Source organism: Acidovorax sp. 1608163 (assembly GCF_003669015.1).
Classification (GTDB): Bacteria; Pseudomonadota; Gammaproteobacteria; order Burkholderiales; family Burkholderiaceae_C; genus Acidovorax.
This window is the reverse complement of record NZ_CP033069.1, coordinates 811604-836051: the sequence shown is the minus strand read 5'-3', so window position 1 is coordinate 836051 and position 24448 is coordinate 811604. Positions and strand designations below refer to the sequence as shown.

Annotated in this window: 22 protein-coding genes and 1 pseudogene; 1 reads left to right on the top strand and 22 read right to left on the bottom strand. The window is 62.2% G+C overall.

The window, feature by feature from the left end; translation table 11 throughout:
- The first annotated feature begins 111 nt into the window (after positions 1 to 111).
- The gene (locus tag EAG14_RS03755; protein ID WP_121728099.1) at positions 112 to 540 is read left to right on the top strand and encodes a DUF2917 domain-containing protein; all 429 of its coding nucleotides are present in this window, start codon (positions 112 to 114) and stop codon (positions 538 to 540) included.
- Here EAG14_RS03755 and hisD read toward each other — a convergent pair.
- The 22 genes and pseudogenes from hisD to aroB form a co-directional block, all read right to left on the bottom strand.
- Entirely contained in the window at positions 527 to 1909 is a 1383-nt protein-coding gene (gene hisD, locus EAG14_RS03750) for a histidinol dehydrogenase (protein WP_099656574.1), read from the bottom strand. The genes EAG14_RS03755 and hisD overlap by 14 nt on opposite strands.
- Positions 1910 to 1931: 22 nt before the next feature.
- Positions 1932 to 2579 (bottom strand): ATP phosphoribosyltransferase, encoded by a 648-nt coding sequence (gene hisG / locus EAG14_RS03745; RefSeq protein WP_099743570.1) that lies wholly within the window; start codon positions 2577 to 2579, stop codon positions 1932 to 1934.
- Positions 2580 to 2747: 168 nt separating this feature from the next.
- The gene (murA, locus tag EAG14_RS03740; RefSeq protein ID WP_121728097.1) at positions 2748 to 4019 is read right to left on the bottom strand and encodes a UDP-N-acetylglucosamine 1-carboxyvinyltransferase; all 1272 of its coding nucleotides are present in this window, start codon (positions 4017 to 4019) and stop codon (positions 2748 to 2750) included.
- Between the two features lie 84 nt (positions 4020 to 4103).
- Complete coding sequence (locus EAG14_RS03735; RefSeq protein WP_099656577.1) at positions 4104 to 4346, bottom strand: BolA family protein; 243 nt, start codon at positions 4344 to 4346, stop codon at positions 4104 to 4106.
- A gap of 269 nt (positions 4347 to 4615) precedes the next feature.
- A complete protein-coding gene (locus tag EAG14_RS03730) occupies positions 4616 to 5371 on the bottom strand; it encodes an ABC transporter permease (RefSeq protein WP_099656578.1) in 756 nt (251 codons plus the stop codon).
- Positions 5368 to 6306, bottom strand: a complete 939-nt coding sequence (locus EAG14_RS03725) for an ABC transporter ATP-binding protein (protein WP_099656579.1) — start codon at positions 6304 to 6306, stop codon at positions 5368 to 5370. The genes EAG14_RS03730 and EAG14_RS03725 overlap by 4 nt, the downstream gene beginning before the upstream one ends.
- Before the next feature lie 50 nt (positions 6307 to 6356).
- Positions 6357 to 6653: a lipid asymmetry maintenance protein MlaB gene (locus tag EAG14_RS03720; protein ID WP_099656580.1), complete on the bottom strand. Its 297-nt coding sequence runs from the start codon at positions 6651 to 6653 to the stop codon at positions 6357 to 6359.
- Between the two features lie 34 nt (positions 6654 to 6687).
- The gene (locus EAG14_RS03715) at positions 6688 to 7329 is read right to left on the bottom strand and encodes a phospholipid-binding protein MlaC (protein ID WP_162995903.1); all 642 of its coding nucleotides are present in this window, start codon (positions 7327 to 7329) and stop codon (positions 6688 to 6690) included.
- Positions 7330 to 7479: 150 nt separating this feature from the next.
- Positions 7480 to 8280 carry a VacJ family lipoprotein gene (locus EAG14_RS03710; protein WP_121728096.1) on the bottom strand — a complete coding sequence of 267 codons (801 nt, stop codon included), beginning with the start codon at positions 8278 to 8280 and terminating at the stop codon, positions 7480 to 7482.
- Entirely contained in the window at positions 8277 to 8765 is a 489-nt protein-coding gene (gene mlaD, locus EAG14_RS03705; RefSeq protein ID WP_099656582.1) for an outer membrane lipid asymmetry maintenance protein MlaD, read from the bottom strand. Before mlaD ends, EAG14_RS03710 begins: the two co-directional genes overlap by 4 nt.
- 33 nt (positions 8766 to 8798) lie before the next feature.
- Positions 8799 to 9581: a lipid asymmetry maintenance ABC transporter permease subunit MlaE gene (gene mlaE, locus EAG14_RS03700; RefSeq protein ID WP_099656583.1), complete on the bottom strand. Its 783-nt coding sequence runs from the start codon at positions 9579 to 9581 to the stop codon at positions 8799 to 8801.
- Entirely contained in the window at positions 9578 to 10396 is an 819-nt protein-coding gene (locus EAG14_RS03695; RefSeq protein WP_121728095.1) for an ABC transporter ATP-binding protein, read from the bottom strand. The genes mlaE and EAG14_RS03695 overlap by 4 nt, the downstream gene beginning before the upstream one ends.
- Positions 10397 to 10566: 170 nt before the next feature.
- The gene (locus EAG14_RS03690; protein ID WP_099741997.1) at positions 10567 to 11370 is read right to left on the bottom strand and encodes an amino acid ABC transporter ATP-binding protein; all 804 of its coding nucleotides are present in this window, start codon (positions 11368 to 11370) and stop codon (positions 10567 to 10569) included.
- The gene (locus EAG14_RS03685) at positions 11351 to 12004 is read right to left on the bottom strand and encodes an amino acid ABC transporter permease (RefSeq protein ID WP_121730276.1); all 654 of its coding nucleotides are present in this window, start codon (positions 12002 to 12004) and stop codon (positions 11351 to 11353) included. The genes EAG14_RS03690 and EAG14_RS03685 overlap by 20 nt, the downstream gene beginning before the upstream one ends.
- A gap of 189 nt (positions 12005 to 12193) precedes the next feature.
- Positions 12194 to 12985 (bottom strand): amino acid ABC transporter substrate-binding protein, encoded by a 792-nt coding sequence (locus EAG14_RS03680; RefSeq protein WP_121728094.1) that lies wholly within the window; start codon positions 12983 to 12985, stop codon positions 12194 to 12196.
- 247 nt (positions 12986 to 13232) lie between these two features.
- The gene (locus EAG14_RS03675; protein WP_121728093.1) at positions 13233 to 14711 is read right to left on the bottom strand and encodes a glutamate synthase subunit beta; all 1479 of its coding nucleotides are present in this window, start codon (positions 14709 to 14711) and stop codon (positions 13233 to 13235) included.
- A gap of 48 nt (positions 14712 to 14759) precedes the next feature.
- Positions 14760 to 19493 carry a glutamate synthase-related protein gene (locus EAG14_RS03670; RefSeq protein WP_121728092.1) on the bottom strand — a complete coding sequence of 1578 codons (4734 nt, stop codon included), beginning with the start codon at positions 19491 to 19493 and terminating at the stop codon, positions 14760 to 14762.
- Positions 19494 to 19662: 169 nt separating this feature from the next.
- A complete protein-coding gene (locus tag EAG14_RS03665) occupies positions 19663 to 20361 on the bottom strand; it encodes a transposase (RefSeq protein ID WP_121728091.1) in 699 nt (232 codons plus the stop codon).
- A gap of 77 nt (positions 20362 to 20438) precedes the next feature.
- Positions 20439 to 21344: an SAM-dependent methyltransferase gene (locus EAG14_RS03660; RefSeq protein WP_121728090.1), complete on the bottom strand. Its 906-nt coding sequence runs from the start codon at positions 21342 to 21344 to the stop codon at positions 20439 to 20441.
- 33 nt (positions 21345 to 21377) lie between these two features.
- Positions 21378 to 22016, bottom strand: a complete 639-nt coding sequence (locus tag EAG14_RS03655; RefSeq protein WP_121728089.1) for a DUF1415 domain-containing protein — start codon at positions 22014 to 22016, stop codon at positions 21378 to 21380.
- A 72-nt stretch (positions 22017 to 22088) separates the two neighbouring features.
- Positions 22089 to 23257 (bottom strand): annotated as a pseudogene (locus tag EAG14_RS03650) (deoxyguanosinetriphosphate triphosphohydrolase).
- A 58-nt stretch (positions 23258 to 23315) separates the two neighbouring features.
- Complete coding sequence (aroB, locus tag EAG14_RS03645) at positions 23316 to 24416, bottom strand: 3-dehydroquinate synthase (RefSeq protein ID WP_121728088.1); 1101 nt, start codon at positions 24414 to 24416, stop codon at positions 23316 to 23318.
- Between the last annotated feature and the right edge of the window lie 32 nt (positions 24417 to 24448).

Genomic DNA, 24448 nt, shown 5'->3' with positions numbered 1-24448 from the left:
AGCTGCATGGGTGCGTACAGTACAGATGCACTGTACTGCCCATCTGTACTGCCCCAGATAGCGCCTGCCTGTGGCTGGCCTTCAGCGCCACCTGCCCGCACAGTGGACGCCATGAACACACAGCCCCGCCCCCTCCCCTCGCCGCCCACCGCCGCCCAAACTGCACCGGGTGCCCTGTCCCTTCAATGGAAGCGCCAACCCCTGCCGCCACGGCAGGCTGTGCAGGTGCTGGACTTCCGCGCGGGCGAAATCGCTTTGCTGGAAGTGGAAGACGGCCGCGTCTGGGTGACCTGCGACGGGTTGCTGGAAGACTATTTTCTGGAAGCAGGCCAGCGCCTGTCCTTCACCGGCCCGGCCCGCCTGCGCGTGAGCGCCGAGGGGCCACGCACAGCACGCCTGCTGTGGGCGCGGCACCAGGCCGAGGCGGGCGCGACCTACCCGCCCGCAGCGACGGTGCCAGCGCCACCACTGAGCGTAGTACCCGCTGCAGCCGCCGCACCGTCGCAGCCGCTGCCGCGCGGGGCGATCAGCGCGGCTTGAGGGGGGTCTTCAGGCGCATCTCGGCCGCCTGTGCGTGGGCCTGCAGGCCCTCGCCGTAGGCCAGCTCGGCGGCGATGGTGCCCAGCACCTGGGCGCCCGCCTCGCTCACCTCGATGAGGCTGCTGCGTTTCTGGAAGTCGTACACGCCCAGCGGGGATGAGAAGCGTGCCGTGCCGCTGGTGGGCAGCACGTGGTTGGGGCCTGCGCAGTAGTCGCCCAGGCTTTCGGAGGTGTAGGCCCCCAGGAAGATCGCGCCCGCGTGGCGCAGCAACGGCTCCCAGCGGTGTGGGTCGGTGCTGCTCACCTCCAGGTGTTCCGGTGCGATGCGGTTGCTGATCGCGCAGGCTTCTTCCATGTCCTTCGTCAGGATCAGTGCGCCCCGGCCGGTGAGGCTCTTGGCGATGATCTCGGCGCGCGGCATGGTGGGCAGCAGGCGGTCGATCTCGCGCTGCACGGCGTCGAGGTAGGCGGCGTCGGGGCACAGCAGGATGCTCTGCGCCAACTCGTCGTGTTCGGCCTGGCTGAAGAGGTCCATGGCCACCCAGTCCGGCGGCGTGGTGCCGTCGGCCAGCACCAGGATTTCGCTCGGGCCTGCAATCATGTCGATGCCCACGGTGCCGAACACGCGCTTCTTGGCGCTGGCCACGTAGGCGTTGCCGGGGCCAGTGATCTTGTCCACCTTGGGCACGGTGGCCGTGCCGTAGGCCAACGCCGCCACGGCTTGCGCGCCGCCGATGGTGAAGGCGCGGGTCACACCGGCCACGTAGGCGGCTGCTAGCACCAGCTCGTTGCGCTCGCCCTTCGTCGAGGTACCCTCGCCCGTTCCGCCGGTTGCCACGCTGCCGCGCACGGGCGTGGGCACAACCATGATGATCTCTTGCACACCCGCCACATGGGCCGGGATGGCGTTCATCAGCAGGCTGGACGGGTACGCCGCTTTGCCACCGGGCACGTAGATGCCCACACGGTCCAGCGGCGTGACCTTCTGGCCCAGCAAGGTGCCGTCTTCGTCGCGGTAGCTCCAGCTCTCGCCCGAAGCCTTCTTTTGCGCCTCGTGGTAGCTGCGCACGCGCTTCGCTGCGGCCTGCAGGGCGTCGCGCTGAGCCTGCGGAATGGCGTCGAACGCGGCCTTGAAGTCGGCCTGGGTCAGCTCCAGCGCCGCCATGTCGGGGGCCGAGAGACCATCGAAGCGGGCGGTGTACTCCAGCACCGCCGCATCGCCGCGCTTTTGCACATCGGCCAGGATGTCGGCCACGCGCTGCTCGATGGCCGCGTCGGTGTCGGCAGACCAATGCAGGCGGGCTGCAAAATCAGCCTCAAAAGTGGCTGCAGCGGTTGAAAGACGAGCGGGAGCAGCTACTAAATTCATAGTGTGGTGCGCGGGGTGCGGTTCAGTTCTTTTCGGCAGGGATGGCAGACGCAAAGGCATCAATGATGCGGCGCAGCGGCTCGCGCTTGAGCTTGAGCGCCGCCTGGTTGACCACCAGCAGCGAGCTGATGTCCATGATGCGCTCCACCTCAACCAAATGGTTGGCCTTGAGGGTGTTGCCGGTGGAGACCAGGTCCACGATGGCATCGGCCAAGCCAGTGAGCGGGGCCAGCTCCATGCTGCCGTAGAGCTTGACCATGTCCACGTGCACACCCTTGGTGGCAAAGAACTCGCGGGCGATGGAGGTGTACTTGGTGGCCACCTTCAGGCGCGAGCCTTGCTTGACGGCGCGCTCGTAGTCAAAGTCTTTGCGCACGGCCACGCTCACGCGGCACTTGGCGATGCGCAGGTCCAGCGGCTGGTACAGGCCTTGGCTGCCGTGTTCGATCAGGGTGTCCTTGCCCGTCACCCCCAGGTCAGCGCCGCCGTATTCCACATAGGTGGGCACGTCGGACGCACGCACCAGCACCACGCGCACATCGGGCTGGTTGGTGGGCAGGATGAGCTTGCGCGATTTCTCGGGGTCTTCCAGCACCTCGATGCCCGCGGCGGCCAGCAGCGGCAGGGTTTCTTCAAAAATGCGGCCCTTGGAAAGCGCCAGGGTGATCATCGTCATGTCTTTACTCACTGTTTCTTGCCTGCTACTGCACTGTGATCTGTGAGCGCACCATGCACGGGACGCCGTGCAAGGGCCGCCCCGCCGCACTGGCGTCGTCCCCCTTCCCACGCGCAGCGTGAGAGAAGGGGGAAGCGGAGAAGCCGCACAGGGGGTTGCCCTTCATGCCACTCTTTCAATGTCGGCACCAATGCCGCGCAGCTTCGCTTCCACGCAGTCATAGCCACGGTCCAGGTGGTAGATGCGGTCCACCATGGTTTCGCCATCGGCCACCAGGCCGGCAATGACCAAGCTGGCCGAGGCGCGGAGGTCGGTGGCCATCACGGTGGCGCCGGACAGGCGGGGCACGCCCTCGATCACGGCCACCTTGCCGTCCACCTGAATTTTGGCGCCCAGGCGCACCAGCTCGTTGACGTGCATGAAGCGGTTTTCAAAAATCGTCTCGGTCACCGTGGCCGTGCCCTGCGCGATGCAGTTGAGCGCCATGAACTGGGCCTGCATGTCGGTAGGGAAACCGGGGTATTCGGTGGTGCGAAAGCCCTGCGCCTTGAGCGTGGCCGCGCCCGCGCTTTGCACGCGGATGCCGCCCTCCACCGCTTGCACAGTGGCGCCCGCTTCGCGCAGCTTTTCAATCACGGCGTCGAGGTGGTCTGCGCGCCCATGGCGCAGCACCACATCACCGCCCGTAGCGGCCACGGCGCACAGAAAGGTGCCTGCCTCAATGCGATCGGCCACCACGCGGTGGATGCAGCCGTGCAGTTTTTCAACGCCCTGGATGCGGATGCGGCTGGTGCCGTGGCCTTCGATTTGGGCGCCCATGGCGATCAGCATCTCGGCCAGGTCGGTGATCTCGGGCTCCTGCGCGGCGTTTTCCAGCACCGTTTCGCCCTCGGCCAGTGCGGCGGCCATCATGAAGTTCTCGGTGCCCGTCACCGTGACCATGTCGGTGGTGATGCGGGCGCCCTTCAGGCGCTTCCAGCCTGCGGGCAATTTGGCGATCATGTAGCCGTGCTCGACCACGATCTCGGCCCCCATGGCGGCCATGCCCTTGATGTGCTGGTCCACCGGGCGCGAGCCGATGGCGCAGCCGCCGGGCAGCGACACCGTGGCCTCGCCAAAGCGGGCCAGCAGCGGGCCGAGCGCCAGCACCGAGGCGCGCATGGTCTTGACCAATTCGTACGGGGCTTCGGGCGTGTTGAGCGCGCTGGCGTCGATGCGCACGGTGCCGTCGTCCGAGCGGTCGGCGGTCACGCCCATGTTGCGGATGAGTTTGAGCATGGTGCTCACGTCCTGCAGCTGGGGCACGTTGAGCAGGGTCACAGGCTCGGCCGTGAGCAGTGCGGCGCACAACTCCGGCAGGGCGGCATTTTTGGCACCAGACACCAGCACCTCGCCTTGCAAGGGGTGGCCGCCGCGAATCAGGAGTTTGTCCATCTCAAAAAACCAGAATAATAATAAAAAGTGCCTCTAGCGCTTATCCAATAAGCGCTAGCAGCTATCAATACAGGAGCAAACCACTCAGGCTTGCTGGGCCGCCCATTCGGCGGGGGTGAACGTTTTCATGGACAAGGCATGCACCTCGTCGGTCTGCATCCGGTTGCCCAGGGTGGCGTACACCGCACGCTGGCGTTGTAGGGTGCGCTGGCCCTCGAACGTGGCCGAAACGATGGTCGCATACCAGTGGCGGCCATCGCCTTCGAGCGTGATGTGTTCGCAAGCGATGCCAGCGGCGATGAGGTCTTTGAGTTGGTCAGCGGTCATAGAGGGGCGCTCGGAGTCAGTGAGAACTGACGCAAATCGGGATGCAACATCCGCCTCGTCATAGGGATCCTCTGCACGAATCGAGCGGTAAGTGTGCACTGTGGAGCGGGATGGGCTGCAAGGCGCAAAACGCAGCAATAGCCGTAGCTATTGCGAGTATTTGCAACGCAGCAGACCGCCCGATTCCGCAGATGCACGCGGCGCGGTGATTCGTGCAGAGGATCCCTAGAGGGAAGCGCTTGCCTGAACCTTGTTTTGCGTCAGTCATGTCAGTTTCTAATTTTGTAGCCGGTGCGCAGCAGGTGCACGGCCAGCGCGCTCACAGCCAGCCAGGCAATGCCCACGATGCCCAGGCTCAGCCAAGGGGACGTGTCGCTCTGGCCAAAGAAGCCATAGCGGAAGCCGTCGATCATGTAGAAGAACGGGTTGAGGTGGCTCACCGCCTGCCAAAAAGGCGGCAGCGACTGGATCGAATAGAACACGCCCGACAGGAAGGTCATGGGCACGATGATGAAGTTCTGGAACGCCGCCATCTGATCGAACTTGTCGGCCCAAAGCCCGGCAATCAGCCCCAGCGTGGCCAGCAGCGCGGCCCCCAGCAAGGCAAACACCAGAATCCACAGGGGTGCCGCAAATTCGGGCCGCGCAAACGCCAGCGTGACGACAAACACCCCCAAGCCCACCGCCAGCCCCCGCACAATGGACGAGCCCACATAGGCCACAAACCAGGCCCAGTGCGACAGCGGCGTGAGCAGCACAAACACCAGGCTGCCCATGATCTTGCTCTGAATGAGGCTGGACGAGCTGTTGGCAAAGGCGTTTTGCAGCACGCTCATCATCACGAGGCCGGGCACCAGGAACGCGGTGTAGCTGATGCGGTCGTAGACCTTGACGTGGTCTTCAAGCACATGGCCGAAGATCAGCAGGTACAGCACGGCGGTGAGCACGGGCGCGGCCACGGTCTGGAAGCTGACCTTCCAGAACCGCAAAACTTCTTTGTAAAACAGCGTTTGCCAACCCGTCATATCGCGACGCCCTCCAGGCGGATGTTCGATGCCGAGGTTCCGGACATCACCTGCAAAAACACGTCTTCCAGATCAGGCCGGCGGATCTCCATGTCCTGCACATCGACGCCCGCAATGCGCAGCGCAGCCAGGTGGTTCTCGATCTCGGCGGCGTCGTGCGCAGGCAATTGCACGATACGGCCGGTGACCCGGGCCACGGCAGCCAGCGCGGGGGGCAGCATGGCGTCGGTCTTGAACTGCAGCACACTGCCCGAAGCGGCCTTGAGCAGCTCGGACGTGCGGTTGAGCGCCACCACCTGCCCCGCCTTGAGCATGGCGATGCGGCCACACAGGGCCTCGGCCTCTTCCAGGTAGTGGGTGGTGAGCAGCACGGTGTGCCCTTCCTTGTTCAGCCGGGCGATGAAATGCCACAGGGTCTGGCGCAGTTCCACATCCACACCAGCCGTGGGCTCATCGAGCACGATGATGGGCGGCTTGTGCACCAGCGCCTGGGCCACCAGCACGCGGCGCTTCATGCCGCCCGAAAGCTGGCGCATGTTGGCATTGGCCTTGTCGGCCAGGCCGAGGTTTTCGAGCAGTTCGTCGATCCAGGCGTCGTTGTTCTTCACGCCGAAGTAACCCGACTGGATGCGCAGCGCCTCGCGCACATTGAAGAACGGGTCAAACACCAACTCCTGCGGCACGATGCCCAGCTTGCGGCGGGCGTCGGCGTAGTTCGCCTGCACATCGCTGCCTTGCACCAGCACGCGCCCGCTGCTGGCACGGGCCAGCCCGGCGAGGATGCTGATGAGGGTGGTTTTGCCGGCCCCGTTGGGGCCGAGGAGTCCGAAGAACTCGCCTTGTTCAATGTCCAGGCTGACCTGGTTCAGTGCCTGGAAAGGGCCTTTGGGCGTAGCAAAGGTCTTGGAGATGGCTTGGAATGAGACTGCGGGCATGAAGCCCCTGATTTTAAGGCTTGGGCAACATCTGCGCTCGCCTGCGCCCATCAAACTGCGTGGTTCAGCAGGCCATCTACCCCATAAAGGCCGGCCATGCCCGCCAACGCACCGGGCAGCCCCTGCACGCCAAACCCCAGGCCCGAAGCCAGCGCCTCGCGCCGAAATTCAAGCAGCACCGCCAGCGCCGAGGTGTCAAACACCTGTAGGGGCGCGGCGTCCACCACCAAAGCGCTGCCGGGCAAAGCGCCCTTCAGGGACTGCAGCAACTGGGCCAGGCAGGCCGTGGCCTGCCGGTGGGTCAGCTCGGCAGGCAGGCGCAGCGCGGCGGGGGCAGTGGTGGTCATAGGCTTGAGTGTGCAAACAGCGCTATCAGCGCCTTCAGCCCTTGGCGGCGTTGGACTTGTTGCGCGCCACCAGGGTTTCGATCAGGCCATCGATGCCCTTGGCATTGATCTCCTGCGCAAACTGGCTGCGGTAAGTCTCGACCAACCACACGCCCAGCACGTTGAGGTTGTAGATCTTCCAGCCAGCGCCCTCACCCGGCGTCTTCTCCAGCCGGTATTCCAGCTGGATCGGGTCGCCCTTGCCCACGATTTCGGTGCGCACCAGCACATCCTTGTCCTCGGCTCCGGCACGCAGGGGCTTCATCTGCACCGTCTGGTCGTTCACCTGGGCCAGGGCACCGGCATAGGTGCGCACCAGCAGGATCTTGAACTCTTCCTGCAAGCGCTTTTGCTGCTCAGGCGTGGCCTGGCGCCAGCCTGGCCCCACAGCCGCAGCGGTCATGCGGCGGAAGTTAACGTTGGGCATCACGGTCTTGTCGACCAGTGCGATCACCTTGTTGATGTCCCCCGCCTGGATGGCCTTGTCACCGCGCACGGTGTTGAGCACATCCACCGACAGGCGCTTGATCAGCGCATCCGGTGTTTCATCGGCTGCCATGGACACCATGGGCAAGCCCAGGGCCAAAACGGTGCCAGCAACCAGGGCCACACGGCCCAACAAACGTCGATTCATCATGTCTTTTCAGCTCCGGCCGCACACCGTGCGGCCCTTCGTAGGATTTTGTGGTCATCCACCTGCACAGAGGCTTCAGCCGTGTACCAAGGTGCAAGCAACTGCAACATCCAGGCCAAGGCCTGCTGGCTGCTCAGCCCACCCATGCGCTACTCAACGGTCGGGTTCTGGGGGCAGCATGCCGTCGTTGGCGCCTTTGTCGGCATCGTCCCGGAACAGAGGTTCGCTCGACTGCCCTTGGCGTACCTGCATGAACACGTCCCGCGTGAAGGAGTATTTGTCGAGCGCAGCGCTGTCAATCACCGCCCCCGCACGCAGCAAATTGGCCCGCGTATCGACGATGCGCAGCGCGTACAGCGAATTGCGCGCCGCCACAGGGTCCACATACCGCACCGGGTTGCCAGCCGCATCGACAGGCAGTGCCACGGTGTCGCGCAACGTGGAGGGCCCCAACAGCGGCAGCACCACGTAAGGCCCGGTGCCCACACCCCAGCGGCCCAGCGTCAGACCAAAGTCCTGGCGCGAGCGGTCGATGCCCATTTCACTGGCCACATCCAGCAAGCCACCCAAGCCAAACAGGGTGTTCACGTTCACGCGCATGAAGCTGTTGGCGGCGCCTTCGGCGCGCAGTTGCAGTACGTTGTTCACAAACGACCACACGTCGGCCAGGTTGCCAAAGAAATTGCTCACGCCAGTGCGCACGGGTGCAGGCGTCACCTCCACATAGGCCGTGGACACCGGCTTGAGGACCGCCTCATCCACATGGTCATTGAAGCGGGTCATGCTGCGGTTGTAGGACTCGAACGGGTCGTCCGGATTGGAGTGCGGCCCCGTGGCGCAGCCTGCCAAGGCGGCAACGGCCAGCAAAGGAATGGCTCGGCGGGCCTGGCGCGCAGCAAAGGCGTGCAACGCTGTGGAGCGGGCCACCCGCGTGGCTGTCAATGTCGTTTTCATTTGGTCGTCCCCGCTGCGGCGGGCTTGCTGCCGTCTTCGGCCTTGTTGTAGAGGAATTGCCCGATCAGGTTTTCGAGCACCACCGCCGACTGCGTGGCGGTGACGGTGTCGCCCGCAGCCAGGTTCTTTTCATCGGCCCCGGCTTCAATGCCGATGTACTGCTCGCCCAGCAGGCCGCTGGTGAGGATTTTCAGCGAGCTGTCTTTGGGGAAAGCATAGCGATCCTCCATCGACAGCGTGACCCGCGCCTGGAAGGTCTTGTCGTCAAACGTGATGGATTCCACGCGCCCCACGAGCACGCCCGCGCTGCGCACGGCTGCCTGGGGCTTGAGCCCGCCAATGTTGTCAAAACGCGCCGTGATGCGGTAGCCCTTTTGAAAGCTCAGGCTCAGCAAATTGGCCGACTGCAGCGCCAAAAACACCAGCGCCACCGCCCCCAGCATCACAAACAATCCTACCCACACATCATTTTTTGAGCGTTGCATCGCTGCTTCCTTCCACCACCGGCCGGGCCGGGGTCAAATACTGAACATCAAGGCCGTGAGGACAAAGTCCAGCGCCAGCACCGACAGAGAGGCAATCACCACCGTGCGGGTGGTGGCCCGTGCCACGCCCTCAGGGGTGGGGCGGGCCACAAAGCCCTGCAAAAGCGCCACAAAGGTCACGGTGAAACCAAACACCAGGCTCTTGAGCACGCCATTGCCCACGTCTTTCCAGACATCGACGCCGCCTTGCATCTGGCTCCAGAACGCGCCGGGATCGATACCGATCATCAGCACGCCCACCACCCATCCACCAATCACCCCCACCGCGCTGAACACAGCGGCCAGCAATGGCATGGTGATGACGCCCGCCCAAAAGCGCGGCGCCAGAATGCGGCGAACCGGGTCCACCGCCATCATCTCCATGGCGCTGAGCTGCTCGCCCGCGCGCATCAAGCCGATCTCGGCCGTGAGCGACGTGCCCGCACGGCCTGCAAACAGCAAGGCGGTGACCACGGGCCCCAGCTCACGCACCAGCGACAAGGCCACCAACAAGCCCAGCGCCTCGGAAGACCCATAGCGCTGCAGCGTGTAATACCCCTGCAGCCCCAGCACAAAGCCCACAAACAGGCCCGACACGGCAATGATGGCCAGCGAGTAGTTGCCCAAGAAATGCACTTGGTCGCGCACCAGAGCGGGCCGCGCAAACACCGCCCCTACCAATTGCAGCAGCCGGGCAAACAGGCGGGCGCCATGCCCCACATCGGCCAACTTGGAGCGCACGGCAAAGCCCACGCTTGCGGGGTGGAACCAGTTCATGAGCGGGTGCCTGTGAGAGGGCCAAAATCCTGCGCAGCGTCAGACCCAGGGTAATGAAACGGCACAGGCCCCACGGGCAAGGCATGCACAAACTGGTGTACCAGCGGATCGGTGCTGGCCATCACCTCGGCGGGCGTGCCCTGCGCGGCCACCACACCGGCGCCCAAGATGATGACGTGATCGGCCAGTCGGAACGTCTCGGCCAGGTCGTGCGAGACCAGCACACTGGTCAGCCCCATGGCATCGTTGAGCTGCCGGATCAGCTGGGCTGTGGTGCCCAGCGAAATCGGATCGAGCCCCGCAAAAGGCTCGTCGTACATGATGAGCTCTGGGTCCAGCGCGATGGCGCGGGCCAGCGCCACGCGCCGGGCCATGCCGCCGGAGATCTGGCTGGGCATCAGGTCGCGCGCGCCGCGCAGGCCCACGGCGTTGAGCTTCATGAGCACCACGTCACGGATCAGTGCCTCAGAAAGATCGGTGTGCTCGCGCAGCGGAAAGGCCACGTTTTCAAACACGCTCAGGTCGGTGAACAGCGCGCCAAACTGAAACAGCATGCCCATGCGGCGGCGCACAGCAAACAGGCCCGCCGTGTCCATGCGGCCCACCTCTTGCCCATCAAACAGCACCTGGCCGTGCTGGGCACGCTGCTGCCCGCCAATCAAACGCAGCACCGTGGTTTTGCCACCGCCCGAGGCCCCCATCAGCGCCGTGACCTTGCCTCGCGGCACTTGCAGCGATACGTCGCGCAGGATCACCCGGTCCCCATAGGAGAAGGTCACGTTGCGCAAATCAACGAGGGCAGAAGCGTCAGGCATTCAAAAAGAAGGGAGAGTCGAGAAGACAGGGGCAAACCCGGATTGTCGCGGACAGCGATTCGCCACAACGGCCGCTATGGTAACGCAAGGCAACATACATACATTCGTGTTTGTTTGTTTCCCAAACACGAATGCTGTGTTCGCCAAAACCGGGCCAGTGCGGGGCGACCTCACAGCATATGGTTCAAGAAAGCGCGGCTGCGCTCATGTCCCGGCCCCGCAAAAAACTCGGCCGCAGGGCGGGTTTCCAGCAATTCGCCCTGGTCCATGAACGCCACGGTGTGCGCCACTTCGCGGGCAAAACCCATCTCGTGCGTCACCACCAGCATGGTCATGCGCTCCTGGGCCAAGGCGCGCATGGTGCGCAGCACCTCGCCGGTCAGTTCAGGGTCCAGGGCCGATGTGGGCTCGTCAAACAGCATGATGTCGGGCTCCATGGCCAGCGCCCGGGCAATGGCCACGCGCTGCTTTTGCCCACCCGACAGGCGCGAGGGATAGTTGTCTTGCTTGGCGCGCAGCCCCACCTTGTCCAGCAATGCCTCAGCACGGGCCACGGCCTGATCGCGCGCCATGCCCTGCACCACCATGGGCGCTTCGATGAGGTTCTCCAGCACCGTGAGGTGCGGAAACAGGTTGAAGTGCTGGAACACCATGCCAGTTTTGCGGCAGATGCGGCGCACCTCGGTCTCGCTCGCGTAGCTGCAACGCCCGGCAGCATCGGTCTGGGCCAAGGTTTGGCCTTCAATGGCGATGTGGCCACGGTCAATGGTTTCGAGGTGGTTCAGGCAGCGCAAAAACGTACTCTTGCCAGACCCCGAAGGCCCGATCAGCGCCACCACTTCGCCCTGCCCCACGGTGAGCGACACATTGCGCAGCACAGGCACCCGGCCAAAGGCCTTGTGGATACCGCGCGCCTCGATCATGGGCTGGCCTGGGTTGTCCATGGCCCCATGCTCACTCGTCGTGCTTGGCATAACGCTTCTCCAGACGCTGGAAGCCCCAGGTCAACACCAGGGTCATGACAAGGTAAAAAGCCGCCGCCGCGATAAAGGGCGTGGTGGTGAAGTCGCGCTGCACAATGCCCCGCGCTGCGCGCAAAAGGTCGTTGAGGGCCAGCACGTAGATCAGCGAAGTGTCTTTGACCAGGGTGATGGTTTCGTTGCTCATGGGCGGCAAAATGCGCCGCACCATTTGTGGCAGCACGATGCGGCGCATCGTTTGCCCATAGGTCATGCCCAGCACCTTGGCGCCTTCATACTGACCCCGGTCGATCGACTGAATGCCCGAACGAAAGATCTCTGCAAAGTAGGCGGCATAGTTCAGCGCAAAGGCCACCACCGCCGCCGGAAAATCCGGCAGCCGCACGCCAATGACAGGCACAAACGGCAGCGCAAAGTAGATGAACAGCATCTGCAGCATGAGCGGCGTGCCCCGCATGAGCCAGATGTAGCCGCTGACGAAGCCCGACAGGGCCTTCCTGCGCGACACCCGCGCCAGCGCCAGCGCCAGCCCAAGCGGCACGGCCAGCGCCAGCGTGATGGCGAACAGCTTCAGGGTGACCGTGGCGCCCTGCGCCAGCGGTCCCAGGAGGGAGAGAACGTAGTCCATGCTGTCGCGACAGTTCAGTATGTTTTGTACGCGGCCGTCAGCACGGGCGCGGCCCAAGCCAGCGGCCACCGCGCAAGGGCCTGAGCTGGCCGCGCCGCCCCGCCGCGCTGGTGGCGTCCCCCTTCCCGGCTCGCGCAGCGAGACGAGAGAAGGGGGAAGCGGCGCAGCCGCTCAGGGGGTTGTACCTTGTTATTTGATGATGTTCTTACCAAACCATTGCTCAGCAATCTTGGCGGCAGCACCATCGGCCTTCATGTCGGCCAGGGCCTTGTCCAGCTTGCCTTGCAAAGCGGCGTCGTCCTTGCGCACGCCCACGCCGTAGTCTTCGGTGCCAAAGTGGGCATCCAGCACCACGTATTCCTGGGGCTTCTTGGCCACGTAATAGCGGCCCACCACCTCATCGACCACCACCGCGTCCAGACGGCCGGTGGACAGGTCCATCAGCGCGGTCACGTTGTCGCCAAAGGTCTTGAACTCCTTGAAGGTCTTGAAAACCGCGTCTTCCTTCTTCACGGCGTCCACCGCACTGCTGCCCTCCTGGGCCCCCACGGCCTTGCCCGCCAGGTCGGCCTTGGTCTTGACGCTGGACTGCGCGGCCACCACGATGATCTGGTGGTTTTCCATGTACGGCGCGGTGAAGGCAATGTTCTGCTTGCGCTCTTCGGTGATGGTCAGGCCGTTCCACAAGGCGTCCACGCGCTTGCCCGACAGCTCGGCCTCTTTGGCGCTCCAGTCGATGGGCTTGAACTCCACCTCGGCGCCCAGGCGCTTGGCGGCTTCGCGGGCCATGTCGATGTCAAAGCCCACCAGTTCGTTCTTGTCGTTGCGAAAGCCCATGGGCGGAAAGTTGTCGTCCAGACCCACCACGATTTTGGTGACGGCGGCAGGCGCTGGCGCAGCAGCAGGTGCGGGGTTGTCGGTTTTGCTGCATCCAGCAATCAGGGCACCCAGCAGGGCCAGGGCGGCGGCGGTTTTTTTCATGGCTATCGGCTCTCAAATCACAAACAGGAAACCCAGCGCGCGCAGGCAACCTGCAGCGCAAAACCCTCTATTGTCCGCTATGGCGCTGCCCGTACCCCATGGGCGCTTGCGACGCCAAGGGCACTTTGAGCCCAACCATGGCCTAGCGCTTATTTGATAAGCGCTAGCAGCTATCAAATAAATAGCAAAAGAAAAAGCGCCCCGCAGGGCGCTTGGGTGGGCCACAGCGCAAGCGCTGCGGGCTCTATCAACGTGGCAGGTCGGAGTAGCCCATCAGGAACTCGTCCACCGCACGGGCGGCCTGGCGGCCTTCGCGGATGGCCCAGACCACCAGCGACTGGCCCCGGCGGATGTCACCGGCCGCAAACACCTTGGGCACGTTGGTGGCATAACCGCCGTCGAACTCGGTGGTGGCGCGGGCATTGCCACGGGCGTCCTTGTCCACGCCAAAGGCGTCGAGCACAGCGGCCACCGGGCTCACAAAGCCCATGGCCAGCAGCACCAGGTCGGCCTGGTAGTGCTTTTCGGTGCCTGGGATCTCGACCAGCTTGCCGTCCTTGAACTCGACCTGCACGGTGGTCAAGCTCTTGACCTTGCCCTTGTCGCCCGTGAACTCCTTGGTGGAGATGGCGAACTCGCGCACGCAGCCTTCGTCGTGGCTGGAGCTGGTGCGCAGCTTGAGCGGCCAGTAGGGCCAGGTCAGCGGGCGGTTTTCCACCTCGGGGGGCTGGGGCATCACCTCGAACTGGGTCACGCTGGCCGCGCCATGGCGGTTGCTGGTGCCCACGCAGTCGCTGCCGGTGTCGCCGCCACCGATCACAATGACATGCTTGCCCGTGGCCAGGATCTGGCCCTTGAGCTTGTCGCCTGCATTGACCTTGTTCTGCTGGGGCAGGAACTCCATGGCGAAGTGAATGCCATCGTGGTCACGGCCGGGCACAGGCAGGTCGCGCGATTGCTCGGCGCCGCCAGTCAGCAGCACGGCGTCGAACTCTTTGTTCAACTGCTCGGGCGTGATGGTTTCCTTGGCCCAGTTGGTGACCTTGGAGTCCTTGCCCAGGCCATCCTTGGCGGCGCCCACGAACACGCTGGTGCGAATGACCACGCCTTCGGCTTCGAGCTGCTTGGCGCGGCGGTCGATGTGCGACTTCTCCATCTTGAAGTCAGGAATACCGTAGCGCAGCAGGCCGCCCACGCGGTCGTTCTTTTCAAACAGCGTGACGCTGTGGCCTGCGCGTGCCAGTTGCTGGGCTGCAGCCAGGCCTGCAGGGCCCGAGCCCACTACGGCGACCTTCTTGCCCGTCTGGTGCTTGGCGGGGCGGGGCTTGACCCAGCCCTCTTCCCAGGCGCGGTCGATGATCGCGTGCTCGATGGACTTGATGCCCACGGCGTCGTCGTTCACGTTGAGCACGCAGGCGGCCTCGCAGGGCGCGGGGCAGATGCGGCCGGTGAACTCGGGGAAGTTGTTGGTGCTGTGCAGCACCTCGATCGCACTCTTCCAGTCCTGGTGGTACACCAAGTCGTTGAAGTCCGGAATGATGTTGTTGACCGGGCAGCCGTTGTTGCAGAACGGCGTGCCGCAGTCCATGCAGCGCGCGCCCTGCACCTTGGCCTGGGCGCTGTCGAGCCCGATGACAAATTCCTTGTAATGCTTCAAGCGCTCGGCAACGGGCTTGTAGCCCTCTTCGATGCGCTCGTATTCCATGAAGCCGGTAGTTTTTCCCATGACGGTGTCCTTGTTTATGAATGCTGTGCGAAGGTGAACGGCGCTGCCTTACTTGGCAGGGGCCGCTTCTTTTTTGGTAGCAGCTACCGCTGGTGTAGCGGACTCCTCCAGCACTTTTTGTTCATAAATTTCAGCCAGGGCACGCTTGTACTCGGTCGGGAAGACCTTGACAAACTTGCCACGCGATGCCGCCCAGTTGTCCAGCAGTTCGCGCGCACGCTTGCTGCCCGTCCAGCGGTTGTGGTCCTCCAGCAGCTTCTTGAGCTGGGCTTCGTCCGTCTGGCCGTTATGCCAGATGGCGCGCGGCACCGTGGCTTCTTGCTCCGAGGCTGGCAGGATGCGCTCCAGCGTGACCATGGACATGTTGCAGCGCGTGTCGAACTGGCCGTCTTCGTCGTAGACATAGGCGACACCGCCGCTCATGCCCGCTGCGAAGTTGCGGCCGGTCTTGCCCAGTACCAGCACGGTGCCGCCAGTCATGTATTCACAGCCGTGGTCACCCGTGCCTTCGACCACCGCCGTGGCACCCGACAGGCGCACCGCAAAGCGCTCACCGGCCACGCCACTGAAGAAGGCCTCACCCGTGGTGGCACCGTACATCACGGTGTTGCCCACGATGGTGTTGCGCACCGCGTCGCCGCGGAAGTCGATGCTGGGGCGCACGATGACGCGGCCGCCCGACAGGCCCTTGCCCGTGTAGTCGTTGGCATCGCCAATCAGGTACAGCGTGATGCCGCGTGTGAGGAACGCACCGAACGATTGACCGCCCGTGCCTTCCAGCTGAATGCGGATGGTGTCGTCCGGCAGGCCCTCGGGGTGGGCGCGGGTGACAGCCCCCGAGAGCATGGCGCCCACGGAGCGGTTCACGTTGCGGGCCACTTCGATGAACTGCACGCGCTCGCCCTTTTCAATGGCGGGCTGGCTGCGCTCGATGAGCTTGCGGTCCAGCGTGTGCTCGATGTTGTGGTCTTGCACATCGACGTGGAAGCGCGGCACGTCGGCAGGCACGCTGGGCTGAGCAAACAGGCGGCTGAAGTCCAGGCCGCGTGCCTTCCAGTGCGAGAGGCCAGCGCGCATGTCGAGCAGGTCGGTGCGGCCGATCAGGTCGTCGAACTTCTTGATGCCCAACTGGGCCATGATCTGGCGCACCTCTTCCGCAATGAAGAAGAAGTAGTTCACCACATGCTCAGGCTTGCCCGAGAACTTCTTGCGCAGCTCGGGGTCTTGCGTGGCCACGCCCACGGGGCAGGTGTTCAGGTGGCACTTGCGCATCATGATGCAGCCCTCGACCACCAGCGGAGCGGTGGCGAAGCCGAACTCGTCCGCGCCCAACAGCGCGCCGATGGCGACGTCGCGGCCGGTCTTCATCTGGCCGTCGGCCTGCACACGGATACGGCCGCGCAGGCGGTTCAGCACCAGGGTCTGCTGGGTTTCGGCCAGGCCGATTTCCCAGGGGCCGCCGCAATGCTTGATGGACGACCAGGGCGAAGCGCCCGTGCCGCCGTCGTGCCCGGCGATCACCACGTGGTCGCTCTTGCACTTGGCCACGCCTGCCGCAATGGTGCCCACGCCCACTTCAGACACCAGCTTGACGCTGATGCCCGCGTGAGGCGCCACGTTCTTCAGGTCGTGGATCAGCTGGGCCAAGTCCTCGATGGAGTAGATGTCGTGGTGTGGAGGGGGCGAGATCAAGCCCACACCCGGCACGCTGTGGCGCAGCTTGCCGATGTAGTTGGAGACCTTGCCGCCGGGCAGCTGGCCGCCTTCGCCAGGCTTGGCGCCCTGGGCCATCTTGATCTGGATTTGGTCGGCAGACGACAGGTATTCGGCCGTGACGCCGAAACGGCCCGACGCCACCTGCTTGATGCGGCTGCGCAGCGAGTCACCGTCCAGCAAAGGCAGATCGACTTCGACGTTTTCCACACCGATCACGCTCTTGAGCGTGTCGCCCTTCTTGATCGGGATGCCCTTGAGTTCGTTGCGATAACGCGCGGCGTCTTCGCCGCCTTCACCGGTGTTGCTCTTGCCGCCAATGCGGTTCATGGCCACGGCCAGCGTGGCATGGGCCTCAGTACTAATGGAGCCCAGCGACATGGCGCCGGTGGCAAAGCGCTTGACGATTTCCTTGGCAGGCTCGACTTCGTCGATCGAAATGGCCTTGGCGGGATCGATCTTGAACTCGAACAGGCCGCGCAGCGTCATGTGGCGCTTGCTCTGGTCGTTGATCAGCTGGGCGTATTCCTTGTACGTGTTCCAGTTGTTGGCGCGCGTGCTGTGCTGCAGCTTGGCAATCGCGTCAGGCGTCCACATGTGGTCTTCACCCCGGGCGCGCCAAGCGTATTCACCACCGGCGTCCAGCATGGTTTCGAGCACGGGATCGTCGCCAAACGCCGCCTTGTGCATGCGAATGGCTTCTTCAGCGATCTCGAACACGCCGATGCCTTCCACGCGGCTGGCGGTGCCGGTGAAGTACTTGCCCACGGTTTCGGTGTTCAGGCCGATGGCCTCGAACAGCTGGGCGCCGCAGTAGCTCATGTAGGTGCTCACGCCCATCTTGGACATGATCTTGGACAGGCCCTTGCCAATCGCCTTGACGTAGTTGTAGATGGCCTTGTCGGCCGACAGGTCGCCGCCCAGCTCTTTGTGCATGTCGGCCAGGGTTTCCATGGCCAGGTAGGGGTGCACGGCTTCGGCGCCGTAACCCGCCAGCACGGCGAAGTGGTGCACTTCGCGGGCGGTGCCCGTCTCAACCACCAGGCCTGCCGTGGTGCGCAGGCCTGCGCCAACCAGGTGCTGGTGAATGGCCGACAGGGCCAGCAGCGCGGGAATGGCCACTTGCGTGGCGCTCACGGCGCGGTCGCTGATGATGAGGATGTTGGCACCGCCCTTGATGGCGTCCACAGCCTGCGCGCACAGCGAGGCCAGCTTGGCCTCCACGCCCTCACGGCCCCAGTCCAGTGGGTAGGTAATGTCGATGGTGGCGCTCTTGAACTTGCCCTGGGTGTACTGTGCGATGTCGCGCAGCTTGGCCATGTCGGCAAAGTCGAGCACAGGCTGGCTCACTTCGAGCCGCATCGGTGGGTTGACTTGGTTGATGTCCAGCAGGTTGGGCTTGGGGCCGATGAAGCTGTTGAGCGACATCACGATGGCCTCGCGGATCGGGTCGATCGGCGGGTTCGTCACCTGCGCGAACAGCTGCTTGAAGTAGTTGTACAGCGGCTTGTTCTTGCCCGAGAGCACGGCCAGCGGGCTGTCGTTGCCCATGGAGCCAATGCCTTCTTCGCCGTTTTTGGCCATGGGCGCCATCAGGAACTTGATGTCTTCCTGGGTGTAGCCAAAGGCTTGCTGGCGGTCCAGCAGGGGCAGGTCAGCAGCCTGGGGCGCAGCCGCCTGGGCACCGGCTTCAATGCTGTCGAGCTTGATGCGCAGGTTCTCGATCCACTGCTTGTAGGGCTTGGTGTTAACGACGTTGGCTTTGAGCTCGTCGTCGTCGATCATGCGGCCTTGTTCCAGATCGATCAGGAACATCTTGCCGGGCTGCAGGCGCCACTTGCGCACGATCTTGTTCTCAGGCACGGGCAGCACGCCCGACTCGGAGCCCATGATGACCAGATCGTCATCGGTGATGCAGTAACGCGAGGGGCGCAGGCCGTTGCGGTCCAGCGTGGCGCCGATTTGGCGGCCGTCGGTGAACACGATGGAGGCTGGACCGTCCCAAGGCTCCAGCATGGCGGCGTGGTATTCATAGAAGGCGCGGCGGCGCTCGTCCATGGTGGTGTGCTGCTCCCAGGGCTCCGGGATCATCATCATCACGGCCTGGCTGATGGGGTAGCCCGCCATGGTCAGCAGTTCCAGGCAGTTGTCGAACGTGGCGGTGTCGGACTGGTCGGCAAAGCTGATGGGGTAGAGCTTTTGCAGGTCAGCCGCCAGCACGGGCGAGGCCATCACGCCTTCGCGCGCCTTCATCCAGTTGTAGTTGCCCTTGACGGTGTTGATTTCGCCGTTGTGCGCCACGTAGCGGTAGGGGTGAGCCAGCGGCCACTCGGGGAAGGTGTTGGTGGAGAAACGCTGGTGCACTAGGCCGATGGCCGAGATGCAGCGCTCGTCCGACAGGTCCTTGTAATACACGCCCACCTGGTCGGCCAGCAGCAGGCCCTTGTAGACCACGGTGCGGCTGGACATGGATGGAACGTAGTATTCCTTGCTGTGCTTGAGCTTGAGCGCCTGGATGTTGGCGCTGGCCGTCTTGCGGATCACGTACAGCTTGCGCTCCAGCGCGTCCTGCACGATCACGTCGTTGCCACGGCCGATGAACACTTGGCGCAGGATGGGTTCCTTTTTGCGCACGGTGGGGGACATGGGCATGTCCACATTGACCGGCACATCGCGCCAGCCCAGCAGCACCTGGCCTTCGGCCTTGATGGCGCGCTCCATCTCCTGCTCGCAAGCCAGACGCGAGGCATGCTCCTTGGGCAGGAAGATCATGCCGACGCCGTATTCGCCAGCCGCTGGCAAGGTCACGCCTTGCTTGGCCATTTCTTCACGGTACAGCGCGTCGGGAATCTGGATCAGGATGCCGGCGCCATCGCCCATCAGCGGATCGGCCCCCACAGCACCACGGTGGTCGATGTTTTCCAGAATCTTCAGGGCCTGCGTCACGATGTCGTGGCGCTTGATGCCCTTGATATGGGCCACAAACCCGAGGCCGCAGGCGTCGTGTTCGTTACCCGATGAATACAAACCGTGTTGTTGCAGATGCTGGATCTCGGCAGCCGTGGTCATGGCGCACTCCTCATATTTTTCGCAGGGATGCCGAGATTAGTGCAATGCAACATGGGATGCAAGCAGATTAAATAGGGTCAGATACTATTTAAATTCCAACAAAATTCATCAACAAATTATTGGGGACATATCAAATTAGGGCGCACCAATCCCTTTGGGCAGCTCGCAATCAGTGGTCAGTCTGCGCTTTGCGAGGCCTTCCAGGCTGAGAGCGGGTCACGCGGCGCACTGTCTTCGCCTGGATTTCTTCCAAGAACGTCGCAGACCCCAGCGCCCACCCGTTCAAAGCAGAGTCCACCAGAGACTTTTGCTGCGATGCGGCCAAGCCAGACTCGAGCAGGGCCAAATAGGCGGCTTCGCGCGCGAAGGGAGTGTTGCCCAGCGCCCAGTAGCAAGCATGGGGTGACAGGAGACGGTCATGACGCAGGCCCAGCCAATGGGATGCGCAGGACCACCGGTAGTCAGAGGCTTGCACCACCAAGCCGCTACGCACCGGATTCAGGTCCAAAAACACCATGCAAGGCAAAAGATAAGCCTCCGCTTCCAGCACCGTAGAGCGGTAGCGCCCTTCCCACAAAGTGCCGGTGCGACCATGGCGGCGGTTGAAGTACTGGGCATAAGTGCGGCCCACCGATTGCATCATCTTGGGCAGCCCGTCTGCAGAATCAGGTGTCGCCAGCAAGTGGAAGTGGTTCTCCATCAGCGCATAGGCATGCACTGCCACGCCATGCTTGAGCGCCTGCTCTGTCAATTGCGCCAGAAAGACTTCAAAGTCGTCGGCATCGGCAAAAATGGGCTGGCGGTTGTTGCCCCGCTGAATCACATGGTGCGGGTAACCGGGCAAAGTCAGTCGGGGCAAACGGGCCATGGGAGGCGTTGGCCAAAGCGGCCATGCGGCAAAAAGGAACGATGATAAATGCGTCCCCTATTTACACCCAATGGCGGTTATGACAGCACCGCCTCTGCCTCCAACCCAAATCTGTGACCCATGGACTGCTGAAGGCCAAACTCATCCAACAAGGCTGCCAAGCGTTCTACCGCGCTGCGCTTTTTTTGCCCGGTGTAGCGGGCAATGATCAGCTCATTTTTCATGCTGTGCTCCCACCCCACCAGCTCCGTCACCGTCACCTGGTAGCCACGCGCCTCCAGGTACAGGCACCGCAACACGTTGGTGACTTGGCTGCCCAGCTCGCGGGTGTGCAGCGGGTGCCGCCAAAGCTCTGCCAATGGAGTGCGCGCCAACTGCAGCGCCTTGTCGCGGCGCAAGCAGGCGGCCATCTCAGCCTGGCAACAGGGCACCAGCACCATGGCACGGGCCCGCTTTTGCAGACCAAACGCAATGGCATCGTCGGTGGCGGTGTCGCAGGCATGCAAAGCCGTCACCACGTCCATCTGCTCTGGCAACTCTGCGACCCCCATGGATTCGGCCACAGAGAGATTCAAAAACGACATGCGATCAAAGCCCAGCTGGGACGCCAATCCACGCGACCGCTCCACCAGCTCGGCACGCGTTTCAATGCCGTAAATATGCCCGCGCCCCAGTTGCTTGAAGAACAAGTCGTACAGGATAAAACCCAGGTAGGACTTGCCAGCCCCGTGGTCGGCCAGTCCAGGACTGCGCCCCTCTTCTGAAAACTCTTTCAGTAAAGGTTCGATGAAATTGAAGAGGTGGTAGACCTGCTTGAGCTTGCGACGGGTGTCTTGGTTCAGGCGACCATCGCGGGTCAGTATGTGCAACTCTTTGAGCAGCTCGACAGACTGCCCCGGGCGCAACTCATCCAGCACAGAAGATGACTCTGACGGCCTTTTACCGCCAACCGCCCCGCTGGATGCGCGACCTGCATCCGGCATGCCTTTGCGTTTTGTTTGTGAGCTTGCCATGCCTTACTTTCTTTCACCAGAGCGATCCATGACGCCGTGCACGGGACAGCGTGCCCCCACATCCAACTCAGCCCAACCCTGGGTGCCAAGACCTTCCAGAACTTCGATATTGCGCTCAAAAATGGCGTCCGCCTCTGGAAACACCGCCACCGCCCGGTCAATGCTCTCTTCGCGCAGCAGGTGCAAGGTGGGGTACGGCGTTCGGTTGGTGCAGTTGGAGACATCGTCCAGCTGCGTGCCAGCAAACTGAAATTGTGGGTGGAAAAAAGCCACTTGCAGCAGGCCATCTAAATCCAACGCCTGGACCAAATCGTCCACCAACGCGGTGAAATCGTTGAAGTCCAGAAAATCAGCCATGCAGCGAGGCGCCATCAGGAGCGTGGTGTCTCGAACCTCCGGGGAGATATCAGACAAAGCCAGCAACTCCCGACGCACATCCGCCAGCAAGGTGTCGGCCTCCGTGGCCGCGCTGACGACATAGTGCACTTGCCCTTTGACATGCACGCCCTTGGCAAAGGGGCAGAGGTTGAGCCCAATCACGGCGCGCTCCAGCCAACGGACGGTGTCTTCAATCACGATCGCCTCCGAGCCATCCTGGGCCAAAGGGGTCGCGCTGGAGCTATCTGGGGTGGTCAAAGTCATCGCACAAAGAGGCCAAAGCCGCAGCAAGAAAGAGGCGGATTGTATGCGTGCCCCTTTCTGTCTCCTTCTGGATCAACCCATCAGACGCTGACCAGACAAACGCTCGTGCTCCCGAATGGCAAACCGGTCAGTCATGCCAGCGATGTAATCGGCCACGACCACAGCCCGGGCCTGCGCATCCCCTTGCTGTGCTTTTTCGGCATAAGCCGGCTTCATCTCAGCAGGGCGGTCCACATAGATCGCAAACAACTCCCGTACGATGCGTTTGGCATTGCCCGTGGTTTCCATCACTTGCGGATGGCGGTACAAAGCCCGAAACAAAAACCGCTTGAGCTCCAAGGATTGCTCACGCATGAATGCACTGAACTGCACCAGCACAGGCATCCTGCGTACAGCCTGAACATCGGCGGGCTGACACTCATCCAATGCCAAGCGCGTTGCCGCAATCACGTCATACACCTGCGCACTGAGCATGCGACGAATCGACTCATGCAAACAGCGCCGCTGCATGGATGGTGAAGCCAGCTGAGGGTGCTCTTTCAGCGCTTCTGCGCGATAGCGATCAAACAAGGCCACTTCTTCCAGCTGGGCCATGGAGAGCAACCCAGAACGCACACCATCATCAATATCGTGGGCGTTGTACGCAATCTCATCCGCCAGATTGCACAACTGGGCCTCCAAGCTGGGTCGCATTTTTTGCAAGAACCTCGCCCCCACCCCCTGCGGCTCGCTCACCTCAAGCAACTGCGCATTTGTAGGCGAACAGTGCTTCAAAATTCCCTCTCGGGTCTCAAAACTCAGGTTCAGACCATCGTAGGCGGGATAGCGCTCTTCCAAGCGGTCCACCACCCGCAAACTTTGCAGATTGTGCTCAAAGCCCCAAAGGGCTTCATGCATTCATTCAAAGCATCCTGCCCCGCATGCCCAAATGGCGTGTGCCCCAAATCGTGCGCCAGTGAAATCGCCTCGACCAGGTCTTCGTTAATGCACAGCGTGCGGGCAATAGACCGCCCTAACTGAGCGACTTCCAAAGAATGGGTTAGCCGGGTGCGAAACAAATCTCCTTCGTGGTTCAAGAAGACCTGCGTCTTGTAAACCAACCGCCGAAACGCCGTGGAATGAACAATCCGATCCCGGTCCCGCTGGTACTCCGTACGCGTTGGCGCAGCAATCTCTGGATATTGGCGCCCCCTGCTAAACGCAGGATCACAGGCGTATGGAGCAAGCAATGGAAGTTCCATTCAAAACTGACTCTAGCGCTTTAACAGAAAGCGCTAGAAGCTATCAAAAGCATAGCAATTAAGCACAACAGGCGTCGATCACTTCACGCACCAAAGCGTCTGGCGCTGGACGGACCACAGCCTTGCCCGGCCCATCGATCAACACAAACCGGATTTCACCAGCTTCAGATTTCTTGTCGATGCGCATCAGTTCTAGGTAGCGACCTGCATTGTCCTTAGGGTCGATAACCGGGCCCTTGATTGGCAACCCCGCGCGCTGAATCAGCGCTTTTAAACGCTCAACGAACGCAGCATCCAACATACCCAAACGGCGAGACAACTCTGCCGCCATAACCATGCCGGCAGCCACACCTTCACCATGAAGCCAAACACCGTAGCCCATGCCTGTCTCAATGGCATGGCCAAAAGTGTGACCGAAATTCAGGATGGCGCGTAGACCTGACTCTCGCTCGTCCACCCCAACGATCTCTGCCTTGATTTCACAGCATCGCTTCACAGCATATGCGAGCAATAGGTGGTCTTTAGCCATTAAGCCATCCATCGACAACTCAAGCCAGTCCATAAAGGCAGCATCATAGATGGGCGCGTATTTAATTACCTCAGCCAGACCTGCGCTTATCTCCCGAGCAGGCAACGTATCCAAAGTACCGATATCGCAAATCACCAACTGGGGCTGATAAAAAGACCCAATCATGTTCTTTCCCAAGGGATGATTGATAGCCGTCTTTCCGCCCACCGATGAATCCACTTGTGCTAGCAGTGTCGTTGGCACCTGCACAAAGGGAATACCTCGCATATAGGTAGAAGCAGCAAAACCTGCCATATCCCCCACCACACCACCACCTAGGGCAAAAATAACCGTCTTACGATCACATCCATTTTCAAGAAGGACATCATATATCTTTTCAATCGATTTAGAGTTTTTGCATAACTCACCATCATTCAAAATAATAACTATCACACGGCCGAAATAATTTTCGATCTTTTTCCTCAGCCTATCAGAATACAACGGAGCAATTACTTCGTTTGTGACAATCAGCGCAAAGGAACCAGACCAAGAAGAAAAATAAGCAGCGTCTGAAAAAACATCCTCACAAATTTCGATTTGATAAGAACGCGCCCCAAGATCGACATGAACAGTTGAATAATTACAAAACATACCAAGCAAAGTAAGTACAAAAACAAAAAGAG

Bases quoted from the DNA above. Each gene is read 5' to 3' on its own strand.
- EAG14_RS03755 (WP_121728099.1), top strand. From the start codon at position 112: ATGAACACACAGCCCCGCCCCCTCCCCTCGCCGCCCACCGCCGCCCAA.
- hisD (WP_099656574.1), bottom strand. From the start codon at position 1,909: ATGAATTTAGTAGCTGCTCCCGCTCGTCTTTCAACCGCTGCAGCCACT.
- hisG (WP_099743570.1), bottom strand. From the start codon at position 2,579: ATGATCACCCTGGCGCTTTCCAAGGGCCGCATTTTTGAAGAAACCCTG.
- murA (WP_121728097.1), bottom strand. From the start codon at position 4,019: ATGGACAAACTCCTGATTCGCGGCGGCCACCCCTTGCAAGGCGAGGTG.
- EAG14_RS03735 (WP_099656577.1), bottom strand. From the start codon at position 4,346: ATGACCGCTGACCAACTCAAAGACCTCATCGCCGCTGGCATCGCTTGC.
- EAG14_RS03730 (WP_099656578.1), bottom strand. From the start codon at position 5,371: ATGACGGGTTGGCAAACGCTGTTTTACAAAGAAGTTTTGCGGTTCTGG.
- EAG14_RS03725 (WP_099656579.1), bottom strand. From the start codon at position 6,306: ATGCCCGCAGTCTCATTCCAAGCCATCTCCAAGACCTTTGCTACGCCC.
- EAG14_RS03720 (WP_099656580.1), bottom strand. From the start codon at position 6,653: ATGACCACCACTGCCCCCGCCGCGCTGCGCCTGCCTGCCGAGCTGACC.
- EAG14_RS03715 (WP_162995903.1), bottom strand. From the start codon at position 7,329: ATGATGAATCGACGTTTGTTGGGCCGTGTGGCCCTGGTTGCTGGCACC.
- EAG14_RS03710 (WP_121728096.1), bottom strand. From the start codon at position 8,280: ATGAAAACGACATTGACAGCCACGCGGGTGGCCCGCTCCACAGCGTTG.
- mlaD (WP_099656582.1), bottom strand. From the start codon at position 8,765: ATGCAACGCTCAAAAAATGATGTGTGGGTAGGATTGTTTGTGATGCTG.
- mlaE (WP_099656583.1), bottom strand. From the start codon at position 9,581: ATGAACTGGTTCCACCCCGCAAGCGTGGGCTTTGCCGTGCGCTCCAAG.
- EAG14_RS03695 (WP_121728095.1), bottom strand. From the start codon at position 10,396: ATGCCTGACGCTTCTGCCCTCGTTGATTTGCGCAACGTGACCTTCTCC.
- EAG14_RS03690 (WP_099741997.1), bottom strand. From the start codon at position 11,370: ATGCCAAGCACGACGAGTGAGCATGGGGCCATGGACAACCCAGGCCAG.
- EAG14_RS03685 (WP_121730276.1), bottom strand. From the start codon at position 12,004: ATGGACTACGTTCTCTCCCTCCTGGGACCGCTGGCGCAGGGCGCCACG.
- EAG14_RS03680 (WP_121728094.1), bottom strand. From the start codon at position 12,985: ATGAAAAAAACCGCCGCCGCCCTGGCCCTGCTGGGTGCCCTGATTGCT.
- EAG14_RS03675 (WP_121728093.1), bottom strand. From the start codon at position 14,711: ATGGGAAAAACTACCGGCTTCATGGAATACGAGCGCATCGAAGAGGGC.
- EAG14_RS03670 (WP_121728092.1), bottom strand. From the start codon at position 19,493: ATGACCACGGCTGCCGAGATCCAGCATCTGCAACAACACGGTTTGTAT.
- EAG14_RS03665 (WP_121728091.1), bottom strand. From the start codon at position 20,361: ATGGCCCGTTTGCCCCGACTGACTTTGCCCGGTTACCCGCACCATGTG.
- EAG14_RS03660 (WP_121728090.1), bottom strand. From the start codon at position 21,344: ATGCCGGATGCAGGTCGCGCATCCAGCGGGGCGGTTGGCGGTAAAAGG.
- EAG14_RS03655 (WP_121728089.1), bottom strand. From the start codon at position 22,016: ATGACTTTGACCACCCCAGATAGCTCCAGCGCGACCCCTTTGGCCCAG.
- aroB (WP_121728088.1), bottom strand. From the start codon at position 24,416: ATGTTTTGTAATTATTCAACTGTTCATGTCGATCTTGGGGCGCGTTCT.